Raw genomic sequence first — 19197 nt, forward strand, 5'->3', positions numbered from 1 at the left:
GGTTACTCGCTTTCCTGTGCAATCCACAGATGCCGGAACTGGAAACCGCTCACCGGCATACCCGTGCGGTAGGTCATGGTTCCCCCCACATAGTTCTGATAGGCATCGGCCTGGTTGAAGAATCCCCACACGATGTAGCCGCCGGCGTCGTGGAGTATTTTCTGCAATTGACCGATCAGTTCGTTGCGTTCGTCGTCGTCCAGCGTGGCGCGCGCTTTGTTGTAGAGCTCGATGAATTCCGGATCCGCCCAGTGCGTCTCGTTGAACGGAGAACCAGGAAGCGTGCCATTGGCCGTCTGGGGCAAGAAGTTGCGTGTCAGCCAGAAATCTTGGGCGAACGGGTACTGCAAGTAGCCGTCGCCGAAGAACGTGGTGGTGTCCACGCGGCGCAGGCTCACGTTGATCCCGGCTTCCGAGGCCTGCTCAGCGAAGACCTGGGCGGATTCCACGGCGCCGGCTTGGATGGGTGCCGTGACCATTTCCACGTCCAGCCCGTCCGGGTACCCTGCATCGGCCAACAGTTGTTTGGCCTTCTCGATGTCCCGAGTTCGCTGCGGCAGCTCAGGTGTGCCGGGGTCGAACGGCGCGTACATGTCGTTCCCCACGTTGCCGTGCCCGGAGAAAACCTGCTCCACCATCTGCTCACGGTCCACCACGAGCTTGAACGCCTCGCGCACCCGGGGGTCATCGAACGGCTCCACGTCCACGCGCATCGTGAACGGCAACCAACCGCCGGTTTCGGACATCTCGGTGAAGATGCGCGGGTCGGTTCCCACCACGTCCACGAGCGCCATGGGCAGCTGGCCGACCGCATCAACTTGGGAGGACAGCAGAGCGTTGACCATCGCGTCCTCGTCGTTGAAGTTCATCATGTGAACTTCATCCAAGATCGGTGCGCCGCCCCAGTAGTTCGGGTTCTTCTTGAGCACCGTGATCTGACCGGGTTCGAACTGTCCCAGGGTGAACGGTCCGGTACCGATCGGATGTGCGGGATCGTAGTCCGGGGGCACGATGCCCACCGCGTACTCCGCCGTCGAGTAAATGAACGCGGCATCCGGTTCGGACAACTCGAACCGAACCGTGTGATCGTCCACGGCCACGGTTTTTTCCAGACTCGCCAGACCGGACGCACCCGATTTGGGGTTGTCAGGAGCTGTTACTCGGTCGTAGGAGAACACGACGTCCGCTGCAGTCATCGGGCGGCCGTCGTGGAAGGTGACATCGTCGCGCAGTTTGAAGACCCAGGCCCGCCCATCGTCTACGGGTTCGGCGCTGACCGCGAGCGCCGGCACCGGTTCGTAGTCCTGGTCGAACTCGTAGAGCCGGTCATAGAGGTTGATCACACGACCGCCGTCCGGAGTGGTCACAGGCACGTGCGCATCCACGACATCCGCGGCACCACCACCTGCGAGTCCAACTCGCAAAATGCCACCGGGCTCCGGCTCTCCGGTAGCCGCAGTACCCGAGAAGGCCTGCTCCGTGTTACTTCCGCAACCAGCCAGCGCGAACACCGCGGCCGTCGCGCCCACGCCCAGGAAACCGCGTCGTGACAATGCCCGACGCCGCGCAGCCGAGCGACGCTCGTTGCGCACCCCTCCGGCGTGGTCCGGAGAGTGATGTGGATAGGGTTCTGCGCTCATATTTCCTCGCTGTTGAGACACGACGTTGTGAGACTCCTGGCGAGCGCCCTTCGGAAAACAGGGCGTGCCGTGGCATGCCCACACGGGCACACCATTGGGACAGGGAAATGTAGCTACGGGATCTTGCTGAGACAGCCGATCCACCGCGAACGGACGAAGCCCACCGGCTGACGAGCCGGGCCGTGGGCGGATTGAATCTGATGCATCTCCGCCTCCGTTCGATTGTGGGCGGCGCATTCCGGAGCCAAGCTCACGGATCAGTGCGCCGCGTGTTTCACCTACTTATGACATTAGAAACATCACAGGTGTGAGTCAAAGCTCACACGCGAGATGACGCGGATCGAGGTGGCCACTGACCGCTGTCGGCCAGCACCCGAGCCAGGATGTCTGCGCGGTCGGTCACCAGACCGTCCACTCCGATGGCCAGTAGCCGGCGCATCTCCTGGGCGTCGTTGATCGTCCACACGTGAACGGCAATGCCCACCCGATGTGCCACTTCCACGAACTTCTGGTTAGCCACCGCCACGGGCAGCTTGAAGCCACCCGGCAGGGAGAGTTCGTAGCTCACCGGTAGCTGAACGGTGTTGAACTCCGCGACCTTGGGGGCCCACAACTTGGTCAAAGCGGACCAGATAGAGCTCACGATCCTGGGCGAAATCTTGTCCGTCACCCGCGCCACCTTGGACAGAATCGTCAGCCCCGCGCAGCCGACGGTTCCCGCCGAAGTGAGCGGGCGTTTCCCGGTGAGCTGCGCGATCGAGGCGAGCGTGCGGCGTCGGCGAGACTCAGAGAACGAGGTCACCCGCACCCGGTCCACCGCGCCCTCGTCCGCGATCACCCGAGGAAGGGCGGCCACGGATGATTCGTCCTTGACGTCGATATTGAAGTGCAGCTCGGGCAGTTCCCGCAGCAGCTGCGCCAGAGTTGCCAGAGGCTCGGTGCCGCCGATCCGCACGTCCTCCAGGGAGGACCACGGAACGTCACTGACATCCCCGGAGGTGTCCGTCACGCGATCCAGGGTGGGGTCGTGGAAGGCGAGCACCACGCCGTCGGAGGTGGTGTTCACGTCCGTCTCGGCCCACACGAAACTCAGATCCGCGGCCGCGCGGAACGCTCGGAGCGTGTTCTCGTGGCCGTCCAGTGAGAATCCACGATGGGCAAGTGCTGTGACCTGGGGTGCAACTGACATGTACTAAACAGTAACTTGTCATTAGGGCATTAAGCGTCAGTTGCTGTTCAAGTAACTTTCAATCACCTGAGCCACGCCGTCCTCATCGAAGGGCGGGGCTGTACGGCCCACCGCGGTCACCACGCCCGGGTGGCCATCCGCCATGGCGTAACCGTGGCCGGCCCACGTGAGCATTTCCAGGTCATTGGGCATATCGCCGAAGGCCATTACCTGCTCACTGGCAATACCGTGCTCTGCCGCGAAGCGTTCCAGCGTGCGAGCCTTGGTCAACCCGCGCTGACCAATCTCGACCAGCGGCGCAGCCGCGACCGAGTGGGTGACAGCCAACCGCCCGTCCACCAGGTCACGCACGTGTTCGAAGTACTCGTTGGGCACTGCCCCGTCCAGCTTGGCCAGCAGTTTCACCACACCGGCGCCGTGGGGCAGACAGTCCCTGATGGGGGCTTCCTCGACAGGAAAAATTTCCATGCGGTCGCTGCGGGACCAACCGGGATCGGTGAATACGCGGTCCAGGGTCTCCGCCGCGTAGAGCGTCTTGGGGAAGAGCTCGCTGATCTCCCCCATGATCCCGAAGGCTTCGCGCACATCGAACAGGCTGGTTTCAATGATGCATTCGGTCCGCAGGTCGTAGACAACCGCCCCGTTGGAGCAGATGACCACACCCACGTCCTCAAGTTGTTCGTGGAGAGGGTGCAACCACCGCTTGGGACGCCCGGTCACGAAAACCACGTGGATCCCGGCGTCCCGCGCGGCGGTAATGGCTTCAACGGTGCGCGGCCGGAAACGAAAATCGGGTCCCAGAACCGTCCCGTCCAGATCGCTGGCGATCATTCGGACAGGTTGGGATTCCTCGATTCCACCGCGGGCCACTGCTGCGTTACTTGACTTCGTACACGGGGGTCAGGAAGGCCCGCCCGATCGCGTGCGAGAACAGGTTGAAGTTCACCACGGCGGGGCTGGTGTTCTCGTCCACGTCCATTTCCTCCACGTCCACGGCGGTCACGCACAGGATGTAGCGGTGCGCTCCGTGTCCCTCGGGCGGGGCCGCGCCCAGGAACTCGTCCGTGCCTGCGTCGTTGCGGTGCTTCACGGCTCCCTGGGGCGGGTTCGATGCGGCACCGGTGGCCAGTTCCGTGACCGAGGCCGGGATATTGGACAGGCACCAGTGCCAGAAACCGCTCGGTGTGGGTGCGTCCGGGTCGTACATGGTGACCACGTAGGACTTGGTGCCCTCGGGTGCGCCGGACCAAGACAGCTGCGGGGAGATATCCTCTCCGCCCGCGCCCATGATTCCGGAGACCTGGGCGGTGGCCATGGTCTGGCCCTCCGCAACATCCGTTGAAGTCAGAGTGAACGTGGGAAGGTCGGGCAGGTCTGCGTAAGGTTTACGGTCAAACATCGGTATTCCTTTCGTTGAACGATTCGTACTCACGGACAATTCGTTGCCGACGGCGCTCGGCCGGGTTCACGGCCTCATCTCACCGAGCTTGCCGCTCGCCTATGAGCAGACTGGACGCATTAGTGAGCGGGCAGGTCCGCCTTGGTCGGCAGATCCGCTCCGGAGCGGGACACGGTCACGCCCGCTGCGGTGGCCGCGTAGCGCAGGATCCCGAGCACCTGGTCCTTGCTGAGTGCATCCAGTCCGCGACGAGCCTCGGCCCCCGTGAGACCGCGGTCGGTCAGTGCGGAGATCAACGCGGCCATGAAAGAGTCACCGGCACCCACGGTGTCCGCCACGTCCACCTTGGCGGCGGGGGTGTCCATGCCTTCTCGTCCGGTGCCACGACTGACTGCCCACGGACCCAGGGCACCGCGGGTCACAACCACCAAGCGAGCTCCGGCCTGCAACCAGGCACGGGCGCTGTCCTCGATGGAACGGTTCGGGTAGAGCCACAACAAGTCCTCGTCCGAGGCCTTTACGATGTCCGCAGATGCCACAATCGCCTCCGCGCGGGCGCGGGCGTCCGAGGAATCCGGGATGATGGTCGGCCGGCAGTTGGGGTCATACGAGACCAGAGCATGATCGTGGGCGCGTTCCACGGCCTTGCGGACCATGGTGGCCCCGGGCTCGAGCATGGCGCCGATGGAGCCGACGTGCAGCAGACCGGTCTCGTTCAGGAGCCGATCGATCTGCTCGTCCGAGACATCCAGGGACCAGTCCAGCTGAAAGTTATAGGTCGCAGCACCCGCCTGATCCAGCGTGGCCTGGGCGACGGAGGTGGGTTTGGAATCCGGATTGAACGGCAGATTCACGTTGTTGTCCCGCAGGTGAGCGGCCACTTGCTCGCCGTACTCGTCCTGACCGTAACGGCCCAGGAACTGCACTTCTTGATCCAAGCGGGCGAGGCCCACGGCCACATTCATGGGGCTTCCGCCCACGTGCGCGCGGGGTTCTTCACCGTCGCGTGAGACCACATCCACGAGAGCTTCACCGATCACCGTCAACATGGCACCACGGTAGCAAAGGCGACCGACAAGAAGAGGCCACCGAGCGGCGTCGTCACCTTAAGAGACACGTGCGCGAGCCACGTACACTGGCGTACGACGAGCCGCCTCATCTTGTGCGGCGCCATCACGCTAGACCGCACAACGAAGCGCGGCACAACACGGCCCTCACGACGAAGTCCGGGTCGAGGAAGAAGGATGCTGATGAGCACCACCTGGTCCGATCGAGAAGCACTTGCTGAAGCACTGGTCCCCCTGGTGGGCCGTTTGCACCGCGAGAACAAGGTGGTCACCACCGTGTTCGGCCGGTCGCTGGTTCACAAGTCCGTTACCGAAATCATCAAGGCGCACCGCTTCACCCGCCGCATCCTGGGCGAAGAGCTGCCGCTCAAGGACACCCTGGACATCGTCGAGACGCTGACCAAGCTCAAGCTGGGTACCTGCAACATCGACGTGGCCAAGCTGGCACAGGGCGACAAGGAATCCGGTAGCAACGACCTCGAGGCGTACCTGCGTGAACAGCTCGCGTCCGTAGTCGATCACCAGGGCGAGAACGAGCCCGAGTCCCAGGACGTGGTGCTCTACGGTTTCGGTCGCATCGGCCGTCTGCTGGCTCGCATCCTCATCAACCGTAATGACGGCACCGGTCTGAACCTGCGCGCCGTGGTGGTTCGCAAGAAGCCGGGCAACGACCTGGTCAAGCGCGCATCCCTGCTGCGCCGTGACTCCGTGCACGGTTCCTTCGACGGCACCATCACCGTGGACGAAGAGAAGAACGTCATCATCGCCAATGGCGTGGACATCCAGTTCATCTACGCCGGCTCCCCGGCCGAGGTGGACTACACCGAGTACGGCATCGACAACGCCCTGGTGGTCGACAACACCGGTGCGTGGCGCGACGAAGAGGGACTCTCCCAGCACCTGCAGTCCAAGGGTGTCGCGAAGGTCCTGCTGACCGCTCCCGGCAAGGGCGATCTCAAGAACATCGTGTGCGGCGTGAACGACAAGGACATCCTGCCCGAGGACAAGATCCTCTCCGCAGCATCCTGCACGACCAACGCCATCACCCCGGTCGTCAAGGTCCTCAATGACCAGTACAGCATCAAGCAGGGTCACGTCGAGACCGTTCACTCGTACACCAACGACCAGAACCTCATCGACAACTGGCACAAGGGCGACCGCCGCGGCCGTTCCGCAGCGCTGAACATGGTCATCACCGAAACTGGTGCCGCCAAGGCTGTGGCCAAGGCTCTGCCGGAGATGAAGGGCAAGCTCACCGGCAACGCCATCCGCGTGCCAACCCCGGACGTCTCCATGGCCATCCTCAACCTGCAGCTGGACAAGGCACCCGAATCCGCTGACGAGGTCAACGAGTTCCTCAAGGACATTTCCTTGAACTCGGCCATGCGCAAGCAGATCGACTACGTGGACTCCCCGGACGTCGTCTCCACCGACCTGGTCGGCTCCCGCCGCGCCGGCGTGGTGGACGGCTTGGCCACGATCGTCAACAACAACTCGCTCGTGCTCTACGTCTGGTACGACAACGAGTTCGGTTACTCCTGCCAGGTGGTGCGCGTGCTCGCACGCATGGCAGACATCTCCATGCCGCAGCTTCCGTAAGCTGCCCCGCTAGTACGACGCCGCCCCGGTCCCTTCCGCGCGAAGGTGCCGGGGCGGCGTCGTTGGTTGTTGCAATTGCATGTAAATACTGTGTCGCACGGAAGGCCGCGCGCCTCATGTGGCGTAGGAACGCTGCTGCGCACTTGGTGTGTCATTAGAACCTTTCTGAGCTCGGCCAAGGGTTCTGATGGCACATGAGATGAACGCGAGGGTCCTAACGTCCCTTTAGGTGCGTCTTTGCCGCAACGTCACCTCCGCCGACGCTGCTTCGCTCGCGAAGCCGTGCCCCCACCAGCGCCTCTCGCATCTCAGGTGCCCTTGGGACCCAGCCGCGCACCTGGTGCGCCGTTAGAACCTTTTTGAGCGCCGCCAGAGGCTCTAACCACACATGAGATGTACGCGAGGGTTCTAACGACCCTTGAGGTGCGTCTTTGCGGGGAGGTCAGACGTCAGTGGGGTCGTGCATTGCCCAGATGACCTCGCCATCGACCAGTTGCGCGGTGGGATGCGGGCCTAATTTCTGCGCCACCCGTTCTGACGCGTCATGGCCAGGAGAAATGCGCGCGGTAAAGCGTGCAACGTCGTCCCTCCGCAGCAATTCCACCGCCGACGACGCCGCTTCAGTCGCGTAGCCGTGCCCCCACCAGCGTCTCTCGCATCTCAGGCACCCTTAGGACCCAGTAGCGCACCTGGTGTGCCACGCAGGTCTATTGGAGCTTCTCGCCGGATGGCTTAACCTCGCCAATGGCATTGAGCCCGAACATCGGGGTGCCGTTGACGCGGTAGTCACCCACGATGCGGGCCTTGTAAATGGTGGGGTTGTGAGTGGCCACGGTGCGGGCGTTGCGCCAGAAGCGGTCGAGGGACTTGGACTTGCCCACGGCGGAGGCACCGAGCAGGTCGAAGATCCCGTCGGTCACATCGCGCACGAGTTCCGGAACAACCACCTGGGCTTGTGCCACGGGCAGTTCGCACGCGTTGGTCAACTCCTGGGGGTTGTCGAGAAGGGGGTCTCCGCCGAGAACGCCGATGGCGGCGTCGAGCTCGCGGGCCGCCTGAAGAACGATCGCCCGTGCCGCGGCAGCCTTGGCGCTGAGCTCTCCCACGCGCTGCAGCACCTGCGGATCCTCGCGAGCGACCGAGCCCGTACCGGTATTGAAACCGCGGGTGCGTGACCGCACCAGGTGCACGCCCTCGTCGATTGCGGCCTTGGCGATCCCCGCCTCGACGGCCAAGAGCACGAGCTGGAAGACAGCGGTCTCCTGGGTCGCGCGGCCGTCGCGGTTGCGCACGTTGGCTGCCGGAACCTTGACCCCGCGGAAGTGCGTGGTGCCGGTTCCGGTGAGTTGCTGGCCGAAGCCGTCCCAGTCGTCGATCAGCTCGATGCCGTCCCACGAGCTCTTCACCAGCGCGTGCGAGCGCGCCTCCTGCCCGGGGATCTGGGCGGTGACCTGGATCCAGTCGGAGAAGATCGAACCGGTGGAGTAAAACTTGGTGCCGTTGAGCTCCCAGTTACCGTCTGCGGTCTGGGTGAGCGCGGTGGCCGCGGTGCCCAGAGCTGCACCGGAGCGCTCGGTCGCGGCATTACCCACGGTCTCACCGGCGGCGATCCGAGGGAACCAGACGTCGGATTCATCGGAGCTGAGGCTCGCGATGAATCCCAGGTGCGAACGGTAGACGTGCGCCACGTTGGAGTCGGAAGCGGCCAGGACGATCAGCAGCTCCGCCACCTGTTCCAGCGACGCGCCGTAACCACCCCGCGAGCGCGGCACCGTGAGCGCTCCGAAGCGGTGTTCATTGAGCCACGCGAACTGCTCGAACGGGAGAATCCGCTGCTGTTCGCGCTCTACGGCACCGTCGGCAACGCGATCAAAGACCGGCTGGAACACCTCGAAGAGTTCGCGGGTGCTCAGGGATCGCTGCGGATCCCCGTAAAGGGTTGCGGTGTCGAACTGTTCCTTGATCCCGGTGTCGCTGCTCATGTTCTCGGTAGTCCCTCGCGTTCAGTCGCGATGCCCCGCACGGCCGACCGATAGCAGCACAGCGCACGGGCGTGATCGTGCGAACCGCAGGAGCTGAAGAGCTGTCCATCGGTCGTGGCGGAAGCACCGTCCCGGTATCCGGGTGGTTGCTGCGGCGTTGACGAGCCACGTCTCTCGGCCGCTCTTGATGGCGTTACGGATTCAGAGCATCACGCACCCAAGGTGACTGTCAACGCGCGTGACGGTTTATGACCGCCAGAACGCCCCGGTCACTCGGGACAGCGCGTGCAGGTCGTCCACGTGGGCGAGTTCGCGGGCGGAGTGCATCGACAACAGTCCCACGCCCACGTCCAGGGTGCGCATACCCAGGCGGGTGGCCGTGATGGGGCCGATGGTCGAACCGCACGGCACGTTGTTGTTGGAGACGAACTCCTGATAGCTCACGCCCGCACGCTCGCACGCGTCCGCCCACAAACCGGCACCCACGGCATCCGTGGTGTAGCGCTGGTTGGCGTTGATCTTGAGCAATGGACCCGCACCGGGCTCGGGAGTGTTCACGGGGTCGTGGTGACCGCGGTAGTTGGGGTGGACCAGGTGACCGGCGTCAGCCGACAAACACACCGATTCGGACAGGGAACGTCGGTAATCATCTTGCGATTCACCCTGCGCCGCGCTGATCCGCGCGAGCACGTCTTCCAGGAACGGACCCGCCGCACCGGAGCGCGTGGCGGAGCCGACCTCTTCGTGGTCGAACGCGGCCAGCACGGACATCTGCGACGCGGATTCCAGGTCCTCGGCATGCTCGACCAACGCGTGCATTCCCGCGTACACGGAGGACAGGTTGTCCAGCCGCCCGCTCGCGAGCAGCTGCCGCCGCTGACCGATCAGTTCGGGCTTCTGTGTGTCCGCGAGCACCACGTCGAATCCCACGATGTCCTCCGGAGCCACCGACGCCTCGGCCATGTCGGCGAGCAGGCCCAGCACGTCAGCGTCCTGAGCCGAACCGGTCCCCCAAATGGGCTGCACGTGCTGCTGCTTGTCGAGTTTGAGCCCTTCGTTGGCGCCGCGGTCCAGGTGGATGGCCAACTGCGGGATCCGGGCGACCGCCTCCGTGGCGCACAGGTGCTGCGTGAGCTCGCCGTTCTCACCGCGCACCACGATCCGTCCGGCAAGACGCAGGTCCCGGTCCAGCCACGAGTTCAGCAGCACGCCGCCGTACACCTCAACACCAGCCTGGTACCAGCCGTTGGAGACCGTGGTGGGCTTGGGCTTCAGCTTGAACCCTGGCGAATCCGTGTGCGCACCCAGGATGCGAGCCCCGGCGCCCGCACGATAGTCGCGCGGGGCCACCCAGGCGATCAGAGCGCCGTCGCGAATCGTGAAGTGCCGCCCGCCGACGTCGCTCCACGCCTCGGATTCGCTCAGTTCCGTGAATCCCGCCCCGCGCAGTAGCTCCGCCGCGGCCGCGACCGCGTGGTACGAGCTGGGCGAGGCCATGACGTAATCGCCCAGGGCGCGGGCGTAGCCGAACGGGGCGCGGTGGGAATCCAAGTCAGAAACGCTGTGATGGGCCATGCAGGACAGTCTAGGGAGTGCGGTCCTGGTTGGTAGCCGAGTCGCCACCGTGGGAGCCCCGGTTCGGCGGCTGCGCACCCGCGAGCTGGCGGTCCCGCGGATCGCCACCCTGTGACGGGCCGTTCGGCCAAGGACCGTTCCCGGATTGTCCGTTCGGTGACTGCGGACCCGACGTCTTACGCACGTCCAACAAACCCACCGGGCGCCCCTGACCATCCCGAACGGTGTAGGGACCGTACTGCTCGGGCAGGGAGAGGTAGTTCTGGGTGCGGGGATCCACCACGAACGCCGCGAGCTCGGAACCCACCTGGCTGACCGTGCGGGGCCGCTGCGCCAACGCCGGCAACCGCGGCGGGGGCGGCAGGATGATGGTGCGAGACGTAGCAATTCGAGTCTTACGGGCCATCCGGAACACGACCAGGAGGAAGACCCCGTTGACAGCCAGCGTGAAGAGGACGTCGATGGGCCCGCCGCTGGTATCACTCAGGTCCGCCAATCCAACGATGGCCATGAGCGTGACCGTGCAGTTGTTGACCACGTGCAGGGCGACCGCCGCTTCCAGCCCGCCGGTGCGCCACGTGATCACGCCCATGGTGATCGCCATGACGGCAATGGAGGCCTGTCCCCACACGTCATAGAGGTGCCCGGCGACGAACAGCGGGACCGGCAGAAGAATCGCCCAGGCCGGGTGCTTCAACCAACGGCCCACCGTCTGCATCAGATAGCCACGGAAGACCAGTTCCTCCGCGAAACACTGGATGGGCACCAGCAGCACCACCATGAGCAGCAACCATCCCCACTGGGGTGCCACGGTGAACTCGATCGCCTCGCCGCCGGTCATCAGGTCGAGCAGGATGGACAAGCCGTTGATCACCACGAAAATGGCCAACGCCGCGAGCCCGCACTGGAGCATCCACTTCCAGCGCAGCCGCCCAGTCACAGAATGGAGCAGCCCCAATGGCCGCGGCCCCATGATTTTTCGGGCCAGGTACGCCGCCGGTGCCAGGAGCGCGACGGAACCGAACAGGAAGAAGAAGATGAGCGGATCCAGCTGGTCCATGGTGGCCACGTTGTCCAGGCCCATGGGGTTGTCCATGAACAAGATGACCGGGATGGCGAACAACACCGACAGAACGAGGAACAAGAAGAACAGAATCGCGCCCTCGACCAGGGGCTTCCACCATTCGTGGTTGCGGTCGGCGAATCCTAACCGGTGATACGCCAGCGTGCGTAGCTGCTCCGGCGGCACCTGGGACGGTCCGGTGGCCGGTACAGGCGCCGGGACACGACCGCCGTTCATGGTCGACGACGCCGCTCCCCCACCCGCGCCTCTCACCTCGCCGGGCCGTGGGGCCGGGCTCGAGTTCGGTGCTGGCGGCTTGCTCCAAGGCGCGGGATGCTGGCTCATGACTCCACGCTATCGGTCACTGGACCCCGGTGCGGTCATTGTGGAGGGCGTGTACCGCGGGCCGCGCTGCCTTACACCGCATAGCGGTCGACGAATGCGGCCAGGATCTTCTTGGGCTGGTCCACTTCGGGCCCGTCCTTCACGCGGTCGATCACGGTCTGGGTGTCTCCGGGACGGAAGTACCCCAAATCCTTGTATGCAATCACGCGGTTGATCAGCCCGCCCGGGTCGAGTTCCGGGTGGAACTGCGTTGCGTAGAGGTTCTGCTTGACCCGGTACATCTGGACCTCGCACACCGTGCCGCTGGCCAGCAGCACGGCGCTGGCGGGCAGGGACCGGGTGCCTTCCTTGTGCCCCACGTACGCGGTGAACTCCCCCGGCAGTTGGGACAACAGCGGGTCCTTGGCACCCTCGTCGGTGACCGTAACGGTGATCGGCCCCACCTCTTCACTGCGGGTGCGATCCACCACAGCACCCTGGTGGATCCCCAGCGTGCCCACGCCGTAGCAAGCACCCAGGAACGGGAAGTCTCGAGCCACGACCTCGTCCAGAAGCGTGCTGATCCACTTCTCGGCGCGGTGCTGGGTGGACGACTTCTCCTCCGCGGGGTCGGAGGAATTGAAGGGCGAACCGCCCACGATGATTCCGCTGTAACGCTCCAGGTCCAGTTGCGGAACGGGCCCCTTCTCCAAACGCAGGTGTTCGAGCTGAGACTCCTGCAAGCCACCGAAACGCCGTACGGCGTCGTATTCCTCCAGAGCCACATCGTCTTCGGGCCGGGTGGCCAGCAGTACAAACGGTTTCATGACCTCATCGTAGGCACCGTTTCAGCACCCGCCGTGCGCGTCACGATGTGCGTCACACCACGTCACGCGTTACAGCGGGGTGACACTTGGTTTCGGTTCTGAAAACTCCGGCCCAACCCTCTTGACTTCCGTCCTGTGATCCAGTTCACTATCTTTATATGGAATTTAGATTTCACATAGCGGAAAAGTAAGGGACGCAATGACGCTCAGCGAGTTCAACGAAACGGATCGACAGTCGGCGGTGGAAACCGTACGCCCCGCTCTGGACATCCAACGCTGGATCGAAGAGATCGTGGACGGTCGTCCGTACGAAAGCACCGACGACGCACTGGCCGCCGCACGCGACGCAGCCAACCCTTTCACGGACGCAGAGGTCGATCAGGCTTTGTCGCACCACCCCAAGATCGGCGAGCGCGCCGCCGGGGAGTCCAAGGAAGCCGATCTCTCCCGCAACGAGCAGGGCGGACTGGGTGAGTCCACCGAGGACATCAAGGCCGAGCTCGCCCGAGGTAACGCTGAGTACGAGGAGCGCTTCGGCCAGGTGTTCCTGATCCGCGCCGCCGGCCGTTCATTGCCCGAGATTTTGTCAGAGCTGCAGCGCCGCCTGCAGAACACCCCGGAGGACGAGCGCACCGAAGTTGCCGATCAACTTCGTCAGATTGCACTCCTCCGCATCGAAGGGATCCTGTCATGAGCTTCATTTCCGCACACGTCCTTGATTCCGTGCACGGCTGCCCAGCCCAAGGAATCGACGTCACGCTCCTCACCGGTGAGGGCCAAGAACTTGGCACTGCCACCACCAACGAGGACGGCCGAGTCACCGAGCTCGGCCCAGAGACCCTGGAGTCCGGCCATTACCGGATCATTTTCGCAACCGAGCCGTACTTTGCCGGTCGCGAGCTTGAGACGTTCTACCCGTTCGTCTCAGTGGATTTCTCGGTGCGACAGGAGCAGGGCCACTACCACGTGCCCTTGCTGCTGAGCCCGTTTGCGTATTCCACATACCGCGGCAGTTGACCCAGGAGCCGACCCAGTCGACGATTGCCGATCCACTCAGACAGCACATCAATTTTCTACATAGGAGTAGATGAACATGACCGAAGTAGTTCTCGGAAAGAATCAGTACGGCAAGGCGCAGAACCACGTGGTGCGCATCAACCGTGACAACGACCGTCACATCATTCGCGACCTGGTCGTCACGTCCCAGTTGCGCGGTGACCTGACCGACGTGCACACCAAGGGCGACAACGCTCACTGTGTCCCCACCGACACCCAGAAGAACACAGTGTTCGCGTTCGCCCAGAAGTACGACATCAAGTCCCCGGAGGACCTGATTCTCAAGCTCTCCGATCACTTCACGAGCGAGTTCGACTGGATTTCCGGTGGTCGTTGGGCAGCGGATGAGTACCGCTGGGATCGCATCAACGACAACGACCACTGCTTTGTCCAGAACAAGCAGGAAGTCCGCACTTCCGTGCTCGTCACGGACGGTGACAAGAAGACCGTGATCTCCGGCTTCAAGGACCTCACCATCCTGAAGTCCACCGAGTCCGGTTTCGAGGGTTACCCCAAGGACCAGTACACGACCCTGAAGGAAACCACGGACCGCATCATGTCCACGGACGTGGCGACCCGCTGGCGTTACAACACCACCGATGTCGACTTCGACGCCGTGTACGACAGCGTCAAGAACATCATCCTCACGAAGTTCACCGACCACTACTCCCGTGCGCTGCAGGAGACCCTGTACCTCATGGGCAAGGCCGTGATCGAGGCTCACCCGGAGATCGACGAGATCAAGTTCTCATGCCCCAACAAGCACCACTTCGTCTACGACTTGAGTTTCTGCGATCTGGGCAACAACAACGAAACCCACTACGCCGCTGACCGTCCCTTCGGCCTGATCGAGGCCACCGTGCAGCGCAAGGACGCTGCCGAGGACGAGCACGCCTGGATGGGCATCACCGGCTTCTGCTGAGCCATCTGCTCTACCGCCGATGTGTCCCCGCCTCTTGAGGCCGAGGCGGGGACACACCAGCTCATTCATTCTTAGGAAGGCTTCCCAATGTCACAAACCGCTACGACCGAGGTCAAGCGGCCCGAGGACGAGTACCTCGGCGCGGGTCCGAGCTTAGGCTACGGATTCCAGCACGTTCTGACCATGTACGGCGGCATCATCGCTCCGCCGTTGATCGTGGGTGGCGCAGCCGGTCTGTCCACCAATGAGCAAGCGCTCCTGGTCGCTTGCTGTCTGTTCGTCGGCGGTCTGGCAACCATGCTCCAGTCCTTCGGCATCAAGTTCTTCGGTTCCCAGTTGCCCTTGGTCCAGGGCACCTCGTTCGCCGGTGTGGCCACCATGACCGCGATCGTCAACGGTGACGGCGGGATCCAGGCGGTCTTCGGGGCGGTGATGGCATCAGCGGCCATCGGCTTCCTGATCGCACCGTTCTTCGCGCGCATCATCAGGTTCTTCCCGCCGGTCGTCACCGGCGTGGTCATCACGACCATTGGCCTGTCTCTGTTCCCCGTGTCCGCGCAGTGGGCCATGGGTGGCGCCGCCGTCGCGAATGCCGGGGACGAGAATGCGATCTTCAAGAACGTCTGCCTGGCCGGCGCAACGCTGCTGATCATCATGCTGCTGTCCAAGGTGCGCAGCGCGATCATTTCGCGACTGTCCATCCTGTTGGGCATTGTCCTGGGCACGCTCTTCGCCCTGGCCATCGGCATGGCCGACTTCTCCAAGGTCATGGACGGCTCGATCTTCGCCTTCCCCGAGCCCCTTGCGTTCGGCCCGCCGACCTTCCAGCCCGCGGCCATCATCTCGATGACCATTGTGGTGCTGGTGATCCTCACGGAAACCACCGCGGACATCATTGCCGTGGGTGAGATCGTGGACACCAAGGTGGACCGCCGCCGTATCGCTGACGGTCTGCGTGCCGATATGGGCGCTTCCTTCCTGGCTCCCCTGTTCAACGGCTTCACTCAGTCCGCGTTCGCGCAGAACGTTGGTCTGGTCGCCATCACGGGTGTGAAGAGCCGATTCGTGGTCACGGCCGGCGGCCTGATCATGTTGATCCTCGGCCTGCTGCCCATCCTGGGTCGCGTGGTTGCTGCGGTCCCCATGCCGGTCCTGGGTGGCGCGGGCATCGTGCTCTTCGGCACCGTGGCCGCTTCCGGTATCCGTACCCTGGGTAAGGTCAAGTACCAGGGCACTCCCAACCTGGTCATCGTCTCCACCGCCATTGGTATCGGTATGCTGCCGATCGCAGCTCCGGATATCTACAGCGGCTTCCCGACCTGGTTCGAGACCATCTTCCACTCCGGTATTTCTTCCGCCGCCGTGGCAGCCGTCCTCCTGAACATTCTGTTCAACGAGATCAAGCTGGGTAACCCGCCCAAGGGCGAAGGTTCGGTCTTCACCGCGGCCCCACCTCGCTACGTTCGCCAGGAATCGCTCGAGCATCTGCAGGGATCCTTGCGCGAGGGCGACACCATCAAGAACGGCAAGCTCGTGGATGCCGAGGGCAAGGAAATCCCGGCCATTACGGCGTCGGGCGAGGTCGTCCAGGCTCCGGTCGTGGAGAATCGGTCAGGGTCCACAGCCGGCGACCACTAGCCAGGCCGACGACGCCGCTCGCGACCTTCGCGATCGACCGCACCGAGCGGCGTCGTCACCCGAAAAATACTCGCGGCTGCCAGGCCCCCACCGGAGCCTGGCAGCCGCACTGCCACATCGGTGAACCACCGTGACACTGCAGGAGAAACTGTGCAGCCTTCAAGTAACCACCACATTCTGAGTGGGTTGACCAACAACCTCAAAGACGCCAACTCCGAGGAAACCCAGGAGTGGATCGAGTCCTTCGACGGGCTGATCGCGGCGCAGGGAACGGAGCGCGCGGAGTACATCATGCGCGCTCTGTTGCAGCACGCGGGCACCCATTCCGTGGGCGTTCCGATGGTGACCACCTCGGATTACGTGAACACCATCCCGGTCGACCAGGAACCGGAATTCCCCGGCGACGAGGAGATCGAGCGCCGATACCGCGCGTACCTGCGGTGGAACGCCGCGGTTATGGTGCACCGCGCTCAGCACCCGGAGATCGGCGTGGGTGGCCACATTTCTTCGTACGCCGGCGTGGCCACGCTCTACGAAGTGGGCTTGAACCACTTCTTCCGCGGCCCCGAACACCCGGGCGGCGGCGATCAGGTGTTCTGGCAGGGTCACTCCTCCCCCGGTAACTACGCGCGCGCGTTCCTCGAGGGTCGAATGTCCGAAGCGGATCTCAACGCGTTCCGCCAAGAAAAGACCAAGGCTCCTCAGGGGCTCTCGTCCTATCCGCACCCGCGTTCCATGCCGGACTTCTGGCAGTTCCCCACGGTGTCCATGGGCATCGGCCCGATGAACGCGATTTACCAGGCACAGTTCAACCGCTACATACACAACCGCGCCATCAAGGACACCTCCGAGCAGCACGTGTGGGCCTTCCTCGGCGACGGTGAGATGGACGAGCCGGAAAGCCGCGGGCTTCTGCAGCTGGCCGCCAACGACAAGTTGGACAACCTCACGTTCGTGATCAACTGCAACCTGCAGCGCCTGGACGGACCCGTTCGCGGTAACGGCAAGATCATTCAGGAACTCGAGGCGTTCTTCCGCGGCGCGGGTTGGAATGTCATCAAGGTCGTGTGGGGTCGCGAGTGGGATGACTTGCTCGAGAAGGACAAGACCGGCGATCTGGTCCGCATCATGAACGAGACGCTGGACGGTGACTACCAGACGTACAAGGCCGAGAACGGTGGCTTTGTCCGCGACCACTTCTTCGGCAAGTCGCCTGAGACCAAGGAACTCGTGGCGGAGATGTCCGACGACGAGATCTGGAAGCTCAAGCGCGGCGCTCATGATTACCACAAGGTCTACGCGGCCTATAAAGCGGCCACGGAACACAAGGGTCAGCCCACGGTGATCCTTGCGCAGGCTGTGAAGGGCTACGGTCTGGGCACACACTTCGAAGGCCGCAACGCGACCCACCAGATGAAGAAGCTGACCCTGGATGACCTCAAGGTCTTCCGCGATCACCTGCGGATCCCCATCAGCGACGAGGAACTTGAAAAGGACCTCTACAACGCGCCGTACTACCACCCCGGCGAGGACTCCCCGGAGATCAAATACCTCCTGGAGCGCCGAAAGAAACTGGGTGGCTTTGTGCCGGATCGCCCGCACGAGCAGAAGGACATCGTGCTGCCCTCCGACAAGGCCTATGCCTCGGGCAAGAAGGGTTCCGGCAAGCAGCTGGCCGCCACCACCATGGCGTTCGTGCGTATCTTGAAGGACCTCATGCGCGAAAAGGAGTTCGGCCACCGCATCGTGCCAATCGTCCCGGACGAATCGCGCACGTTCGGTATGGACTCGTTCTTCCCGACCTCCAAGATCTATAACCCCAACGGGCAGAACTATCTGTCGGTGGACCGCGAGCTCATGCTGGCCTATAAGGAATCGCCGCAGGGCGTGCTGTTGCACCCCGGCATCAACGAGGCCGGTGCCACCGCAGCGTTCACCGCGGCAGGCACCTCCTACGCCACCCACGGCGAGGCCATGATCCCGTTCTACGTGTTCTACTCGATGTTCGGTTTCCAGCGCACCGGCGACTCCTTCTGGGCCGCCGCGGACCAGCTGGCACGCGGGTTCATCATCGGCGCCACTGCAGGCCGCACCACGCTCACCGGCGAGGGTCTGCAGCACGCCGACGGCCACTCCCCGCTGCTGGCCGCAACCAACCCGGCCGTGATCCATTACGACCCGGCCTACGGCTACGAAATCGCGCACATCATCAAGCGCGGCATCGAGCACATGTACGGGTCCAAGGACGAAGACCACAACGTCATGTACTACCTGACCGTCTACAACGAGCCGATCCGCCAACCAGCGGAACCGGAGAACGTGGACGTCGAGGGCATCATCAAGGGCATCTACCTGCTCAAGCCGGCCGAGAACGAGGGCACCAAGGCCCAGCTGCTCTCCTCCGGTGTGGGCGTCGCTTGGGCACTCGAGGCACAGCAGATCCTCGCCGATGAGTGGGGTGTCTCCGCCGATGTCTGGTCGGTGACCTCGTGGACCAACCTGCGCCGCGATGCCTTGGCCGCGGAGCGGGACGCGTTCCTCAACCCGGGCGAAGCTCGTCGCGTGCCCTACGTGACCGAGAAACTGGGCGCAACCCAGGGACCGGTCGTGGCGACGTCGGACTTCGCCTCCGATCTGCAGGACCAGATCCGCCAGTACGTGCCCAACCAGTGGGCGTCCCTGGGCGCGGACGGGTTCGGTTTCTCGGACACCCGTGCCGGTGCCCGCCGCTTCTTCAACATCGATGCCCACTCCATGGTGGTGCGCACGTTGGAGATGCTCGCGGATTCCGGTGAGGTGGATGCGGAAGCTCCCAAGCAGGCCATTGAAAAGTACGACCTGCTCAACCCCAAGGCCGGAACCTCCGGTAACGCCGGCGGAGACGCCTGATTCCATCCAGTTCGACCGTGGCCCTCG

Annotated in this window: 16 protein-coding genes and 1 riboswitch; of the genes, 6 read left to right on the forward strand and 10 right to left on the reverse strand. The window is 63.7% G+C overall.

Going from position 1 to position 19197, the window contains the following annotated elements; translation table 11 throughout:
• Positions 1 to 2: 2 nt before the first annotated feature.
• The 5 genes from RF638_RS01830 to RF638_RS01850 all read right to left on the reverse strand — a co-directional run bounded on the left by RF638_RS01830 (position 3) and on the right by RF638_RS01850 (position 5277).
• The gene (locus RF638_RS01830; protein ID WP_368841293.1) at positions 3 to 1640 is read right to left on the reverse strand and encodes an ABC transporter substrate-binding protein; all 1638 of its coding nucleotides are present in this window, start codon (positions 1638 to 1640) and stop codon (positions 3 to 5) included.
• A 319-nt stretch (positions 1641 to 1959) separates the two neighbouring features.
• Positions 1960 to 2829 carry a glycerophosphodiester phosphodiesterase family protein gene (locus RF638_RS01835; protein ID WP_368841294.1) on the reverse strand — a complete coding sequence of 290 codons (870 nt, stop codon included), beginning with the start codon at positions 2827 to 2829 and terminating at the stop codon, positions 1960 to 1962.
• 36 nt (positions 2830 to 2865) lie between these two features.
• A complete protein-coding gene (locus RF638_RS01840) occupies positions 2866 to 3660 on the reverse strand; it encodes an HAD family hydrolase (protein WP_129699654.1) in 795 nt (264 codons plus the stop codon).
• 46 nt (positions 3661 to 3706) lie between these two features.
• On the reverse strand, positions 3707 to 4228 hold the full coding sequence (locus tag RF638_RS01845; RefSeq protein ID WP_129699655.1) for a YbhB/YbcL family Raf kinase inhibitor-like protein: 522 nt from the start codon (positions 4226 to 4228) through the stop codon (positions 3707 to 3709).
• Positions 4229 to 4347: 119 nt separating this feature from the next.
• Positions 4348 to 5277 (reverse strand): carbohydrate kinase, encoded by a 930-nt coding sequence (locus RF638_RS01850; protein ID WP_368841295.1) that lies wholly within the window; start codon positions 5275 to 5277, stop codon positions 4348 to 4350.
• A 201-nt stretch (positions 5278 to 5478) separates the two neighbouring features.
• Between RF638_RS01850 and RF638_RS01855 the strand changes: the two genes are divergently transcribed.
• Positions 5479 to 6894 carry a glyceraldehyde-3-phosphate dehydrogenase gene (locus RF638_RS01855; RefSeq protein ID WP_368841296.1) on the forward strand — a complete coding sequence of 472 codons (1416 nt, stop codon included), beginning with the start codon at positions 5479 to 5481 and terminating at the stop codon, positions 6892 to 6894.
• A gap of 442 nt (positions 6895 to 7336) precedes the next feature.
• On the opposite strand, the gene RF638_RS01860 is transcribed toward RF638_RS01855, so the two are convergent.
• From RF638_RS01860 to RF638_RS01880, 5 genes are all read right to left on the reverse strand, one after another.
• Positions 7337 to 7558, reverse strand: coding sequence for a GNAT family N-acetyltransferase (locus RF638_RS01860; RefSeq protein ID WP_368841412.1), 222 nt, complete (start codon positions 7556 to 7558; stop codon positions 7337 to 7339).
• 43 nt (positions 7559 to 7601) lie between these two features.
• Positions 7602 to 8876: an acyl-CoA dehydrogenase family protein gene (locus RF638_RS01865; protein ID WP_368841297.1), complete on the reverse strand. Its 1275-nt coding sequence runs from the start codon at positions 8874 to 8876 to the stop codon at positions 7602 to 7604.
• Between the two features lie 102 nt (positions 8877 to 8978).
• Positions 8979 to 9070, reverse strand: a riboswitch (SAM riboswitch).
• A gap of 52 nt (positions 9071 to 9122) precedes the next feature.
• Positions 9123 to 10451, reverse strand: a complete 1329-nt coding sequence (locus tag RF638_RS01870) for a M18 family aminopeptidase (protein WP_095797658.1) — start codon at positions 10449 to 10451, stop codon at positions 9123 to 9125.
• Between the two features lie 10 nt (positions 10452 to 10461).
• Positions 10462 to 11859 carry a lysostaphin resistance A-like protein gene (locus RF638_RS01875; RefSeq protein ID WP_368631044.1) on the reverse strand — a complete coding sequence of 466 codons (1398 nt, stop codon included), beginning with the start codon at positions 11857 to 11859 and terminating at the stop codon, positions 10462 to 10464.
• A gap of 71 nt (positions 11860 to 11930) precedes the next feature.
• Entirely contained in the window at positions 11931 to 12665 is a 735-nt protein-coding gene (locus tag RF638_RS01880) for a glutamine amidotransferase (protein ID WP_315276373.1), read from the reverse strand.
• 199 nt (positions 12666 to 12864) lie between these two features.
• Here RF638_RS01880 and uraD point away from each other — a divergent pair, with 199 nt between their 5' ends.
• The 5 genes from uraD (at position 12865) to aceE (ending at position 19170) form a co-directional block, all read left to right on the forward strand.
• Complete coding sequence (gene uraD, locus RF638_RS01885; protein WP_368841298.1) at positions 12865 to 13359, forward strand: 2-oxo-4-hydroxy-4-carboxy-5-ureidoimidazoline decarboxylase; 495 nt, start codon at positions 12865 to 12867, stop codon at positions 13357 to 13359.
• A complete protein-coding gene (uraH, locus tag RF638_RS01890) occupies positions 13356 to 13682 on the forward strand; it encodes a hydroxyisourate hydrolase (RefSeq protein ID WP_095797655.1) in 327 nt (108 codons plus the stop codon). Before uraD ends, uraH begins: the two co-directional genes overlap by 4 nt.
• 70 nt (positions 13683 to 13752) lie before the next feature.
• A complete protein-coding gene (gene pucL / locus RF638_RS01895; protein ID WP_259912731.1) occupies positions 13753 to 14643 on the forward strand; it encodes a factor-independent urate hydroxylase in 891 nt (296 codons plus the stop codon).
• Between the two features lie 87 nt (positions 14644 to 14730).
• Positions 14731 to 16281, forward strand: a complete 1551-nt coding sequence (locus RF638_RS01900; protein ID WP_368841299.1) for a nucleobase:cation symporter-2 family protein — start codon at positions 14731 to 14733, stop codon at positions 16279 to 16281.
• A gap of 150 nt (positions 16282 to 16431) precedes the next feature.
• Positions 16432 to 19170 (forward strand): pyruvate dehydrogenase (acetyl-transferring), homodimeric type, encoded by a 2739-nt coding sequence (gene aceE, locus RF638_RS01905; RefSeq protein ID WP_368841300.1) that lies wholly within the window; start codon positions 16432 to 16434, stop codon positions 19168 to 19170.
• Positions 19171 to 19197: the final 27 nt, after the last annotated feature.

The sequence above is a fragment of the Kocuria sp. CPCC 205235 genome, assembly GCF_040980905.1.
Taxonomy (GTDB): domain Bacteria; phylum Actinomycetota; class Actinomycetes; order Actinomycetales; family Micrococcaceae; genus Kocuria; species Kocuria carniphila.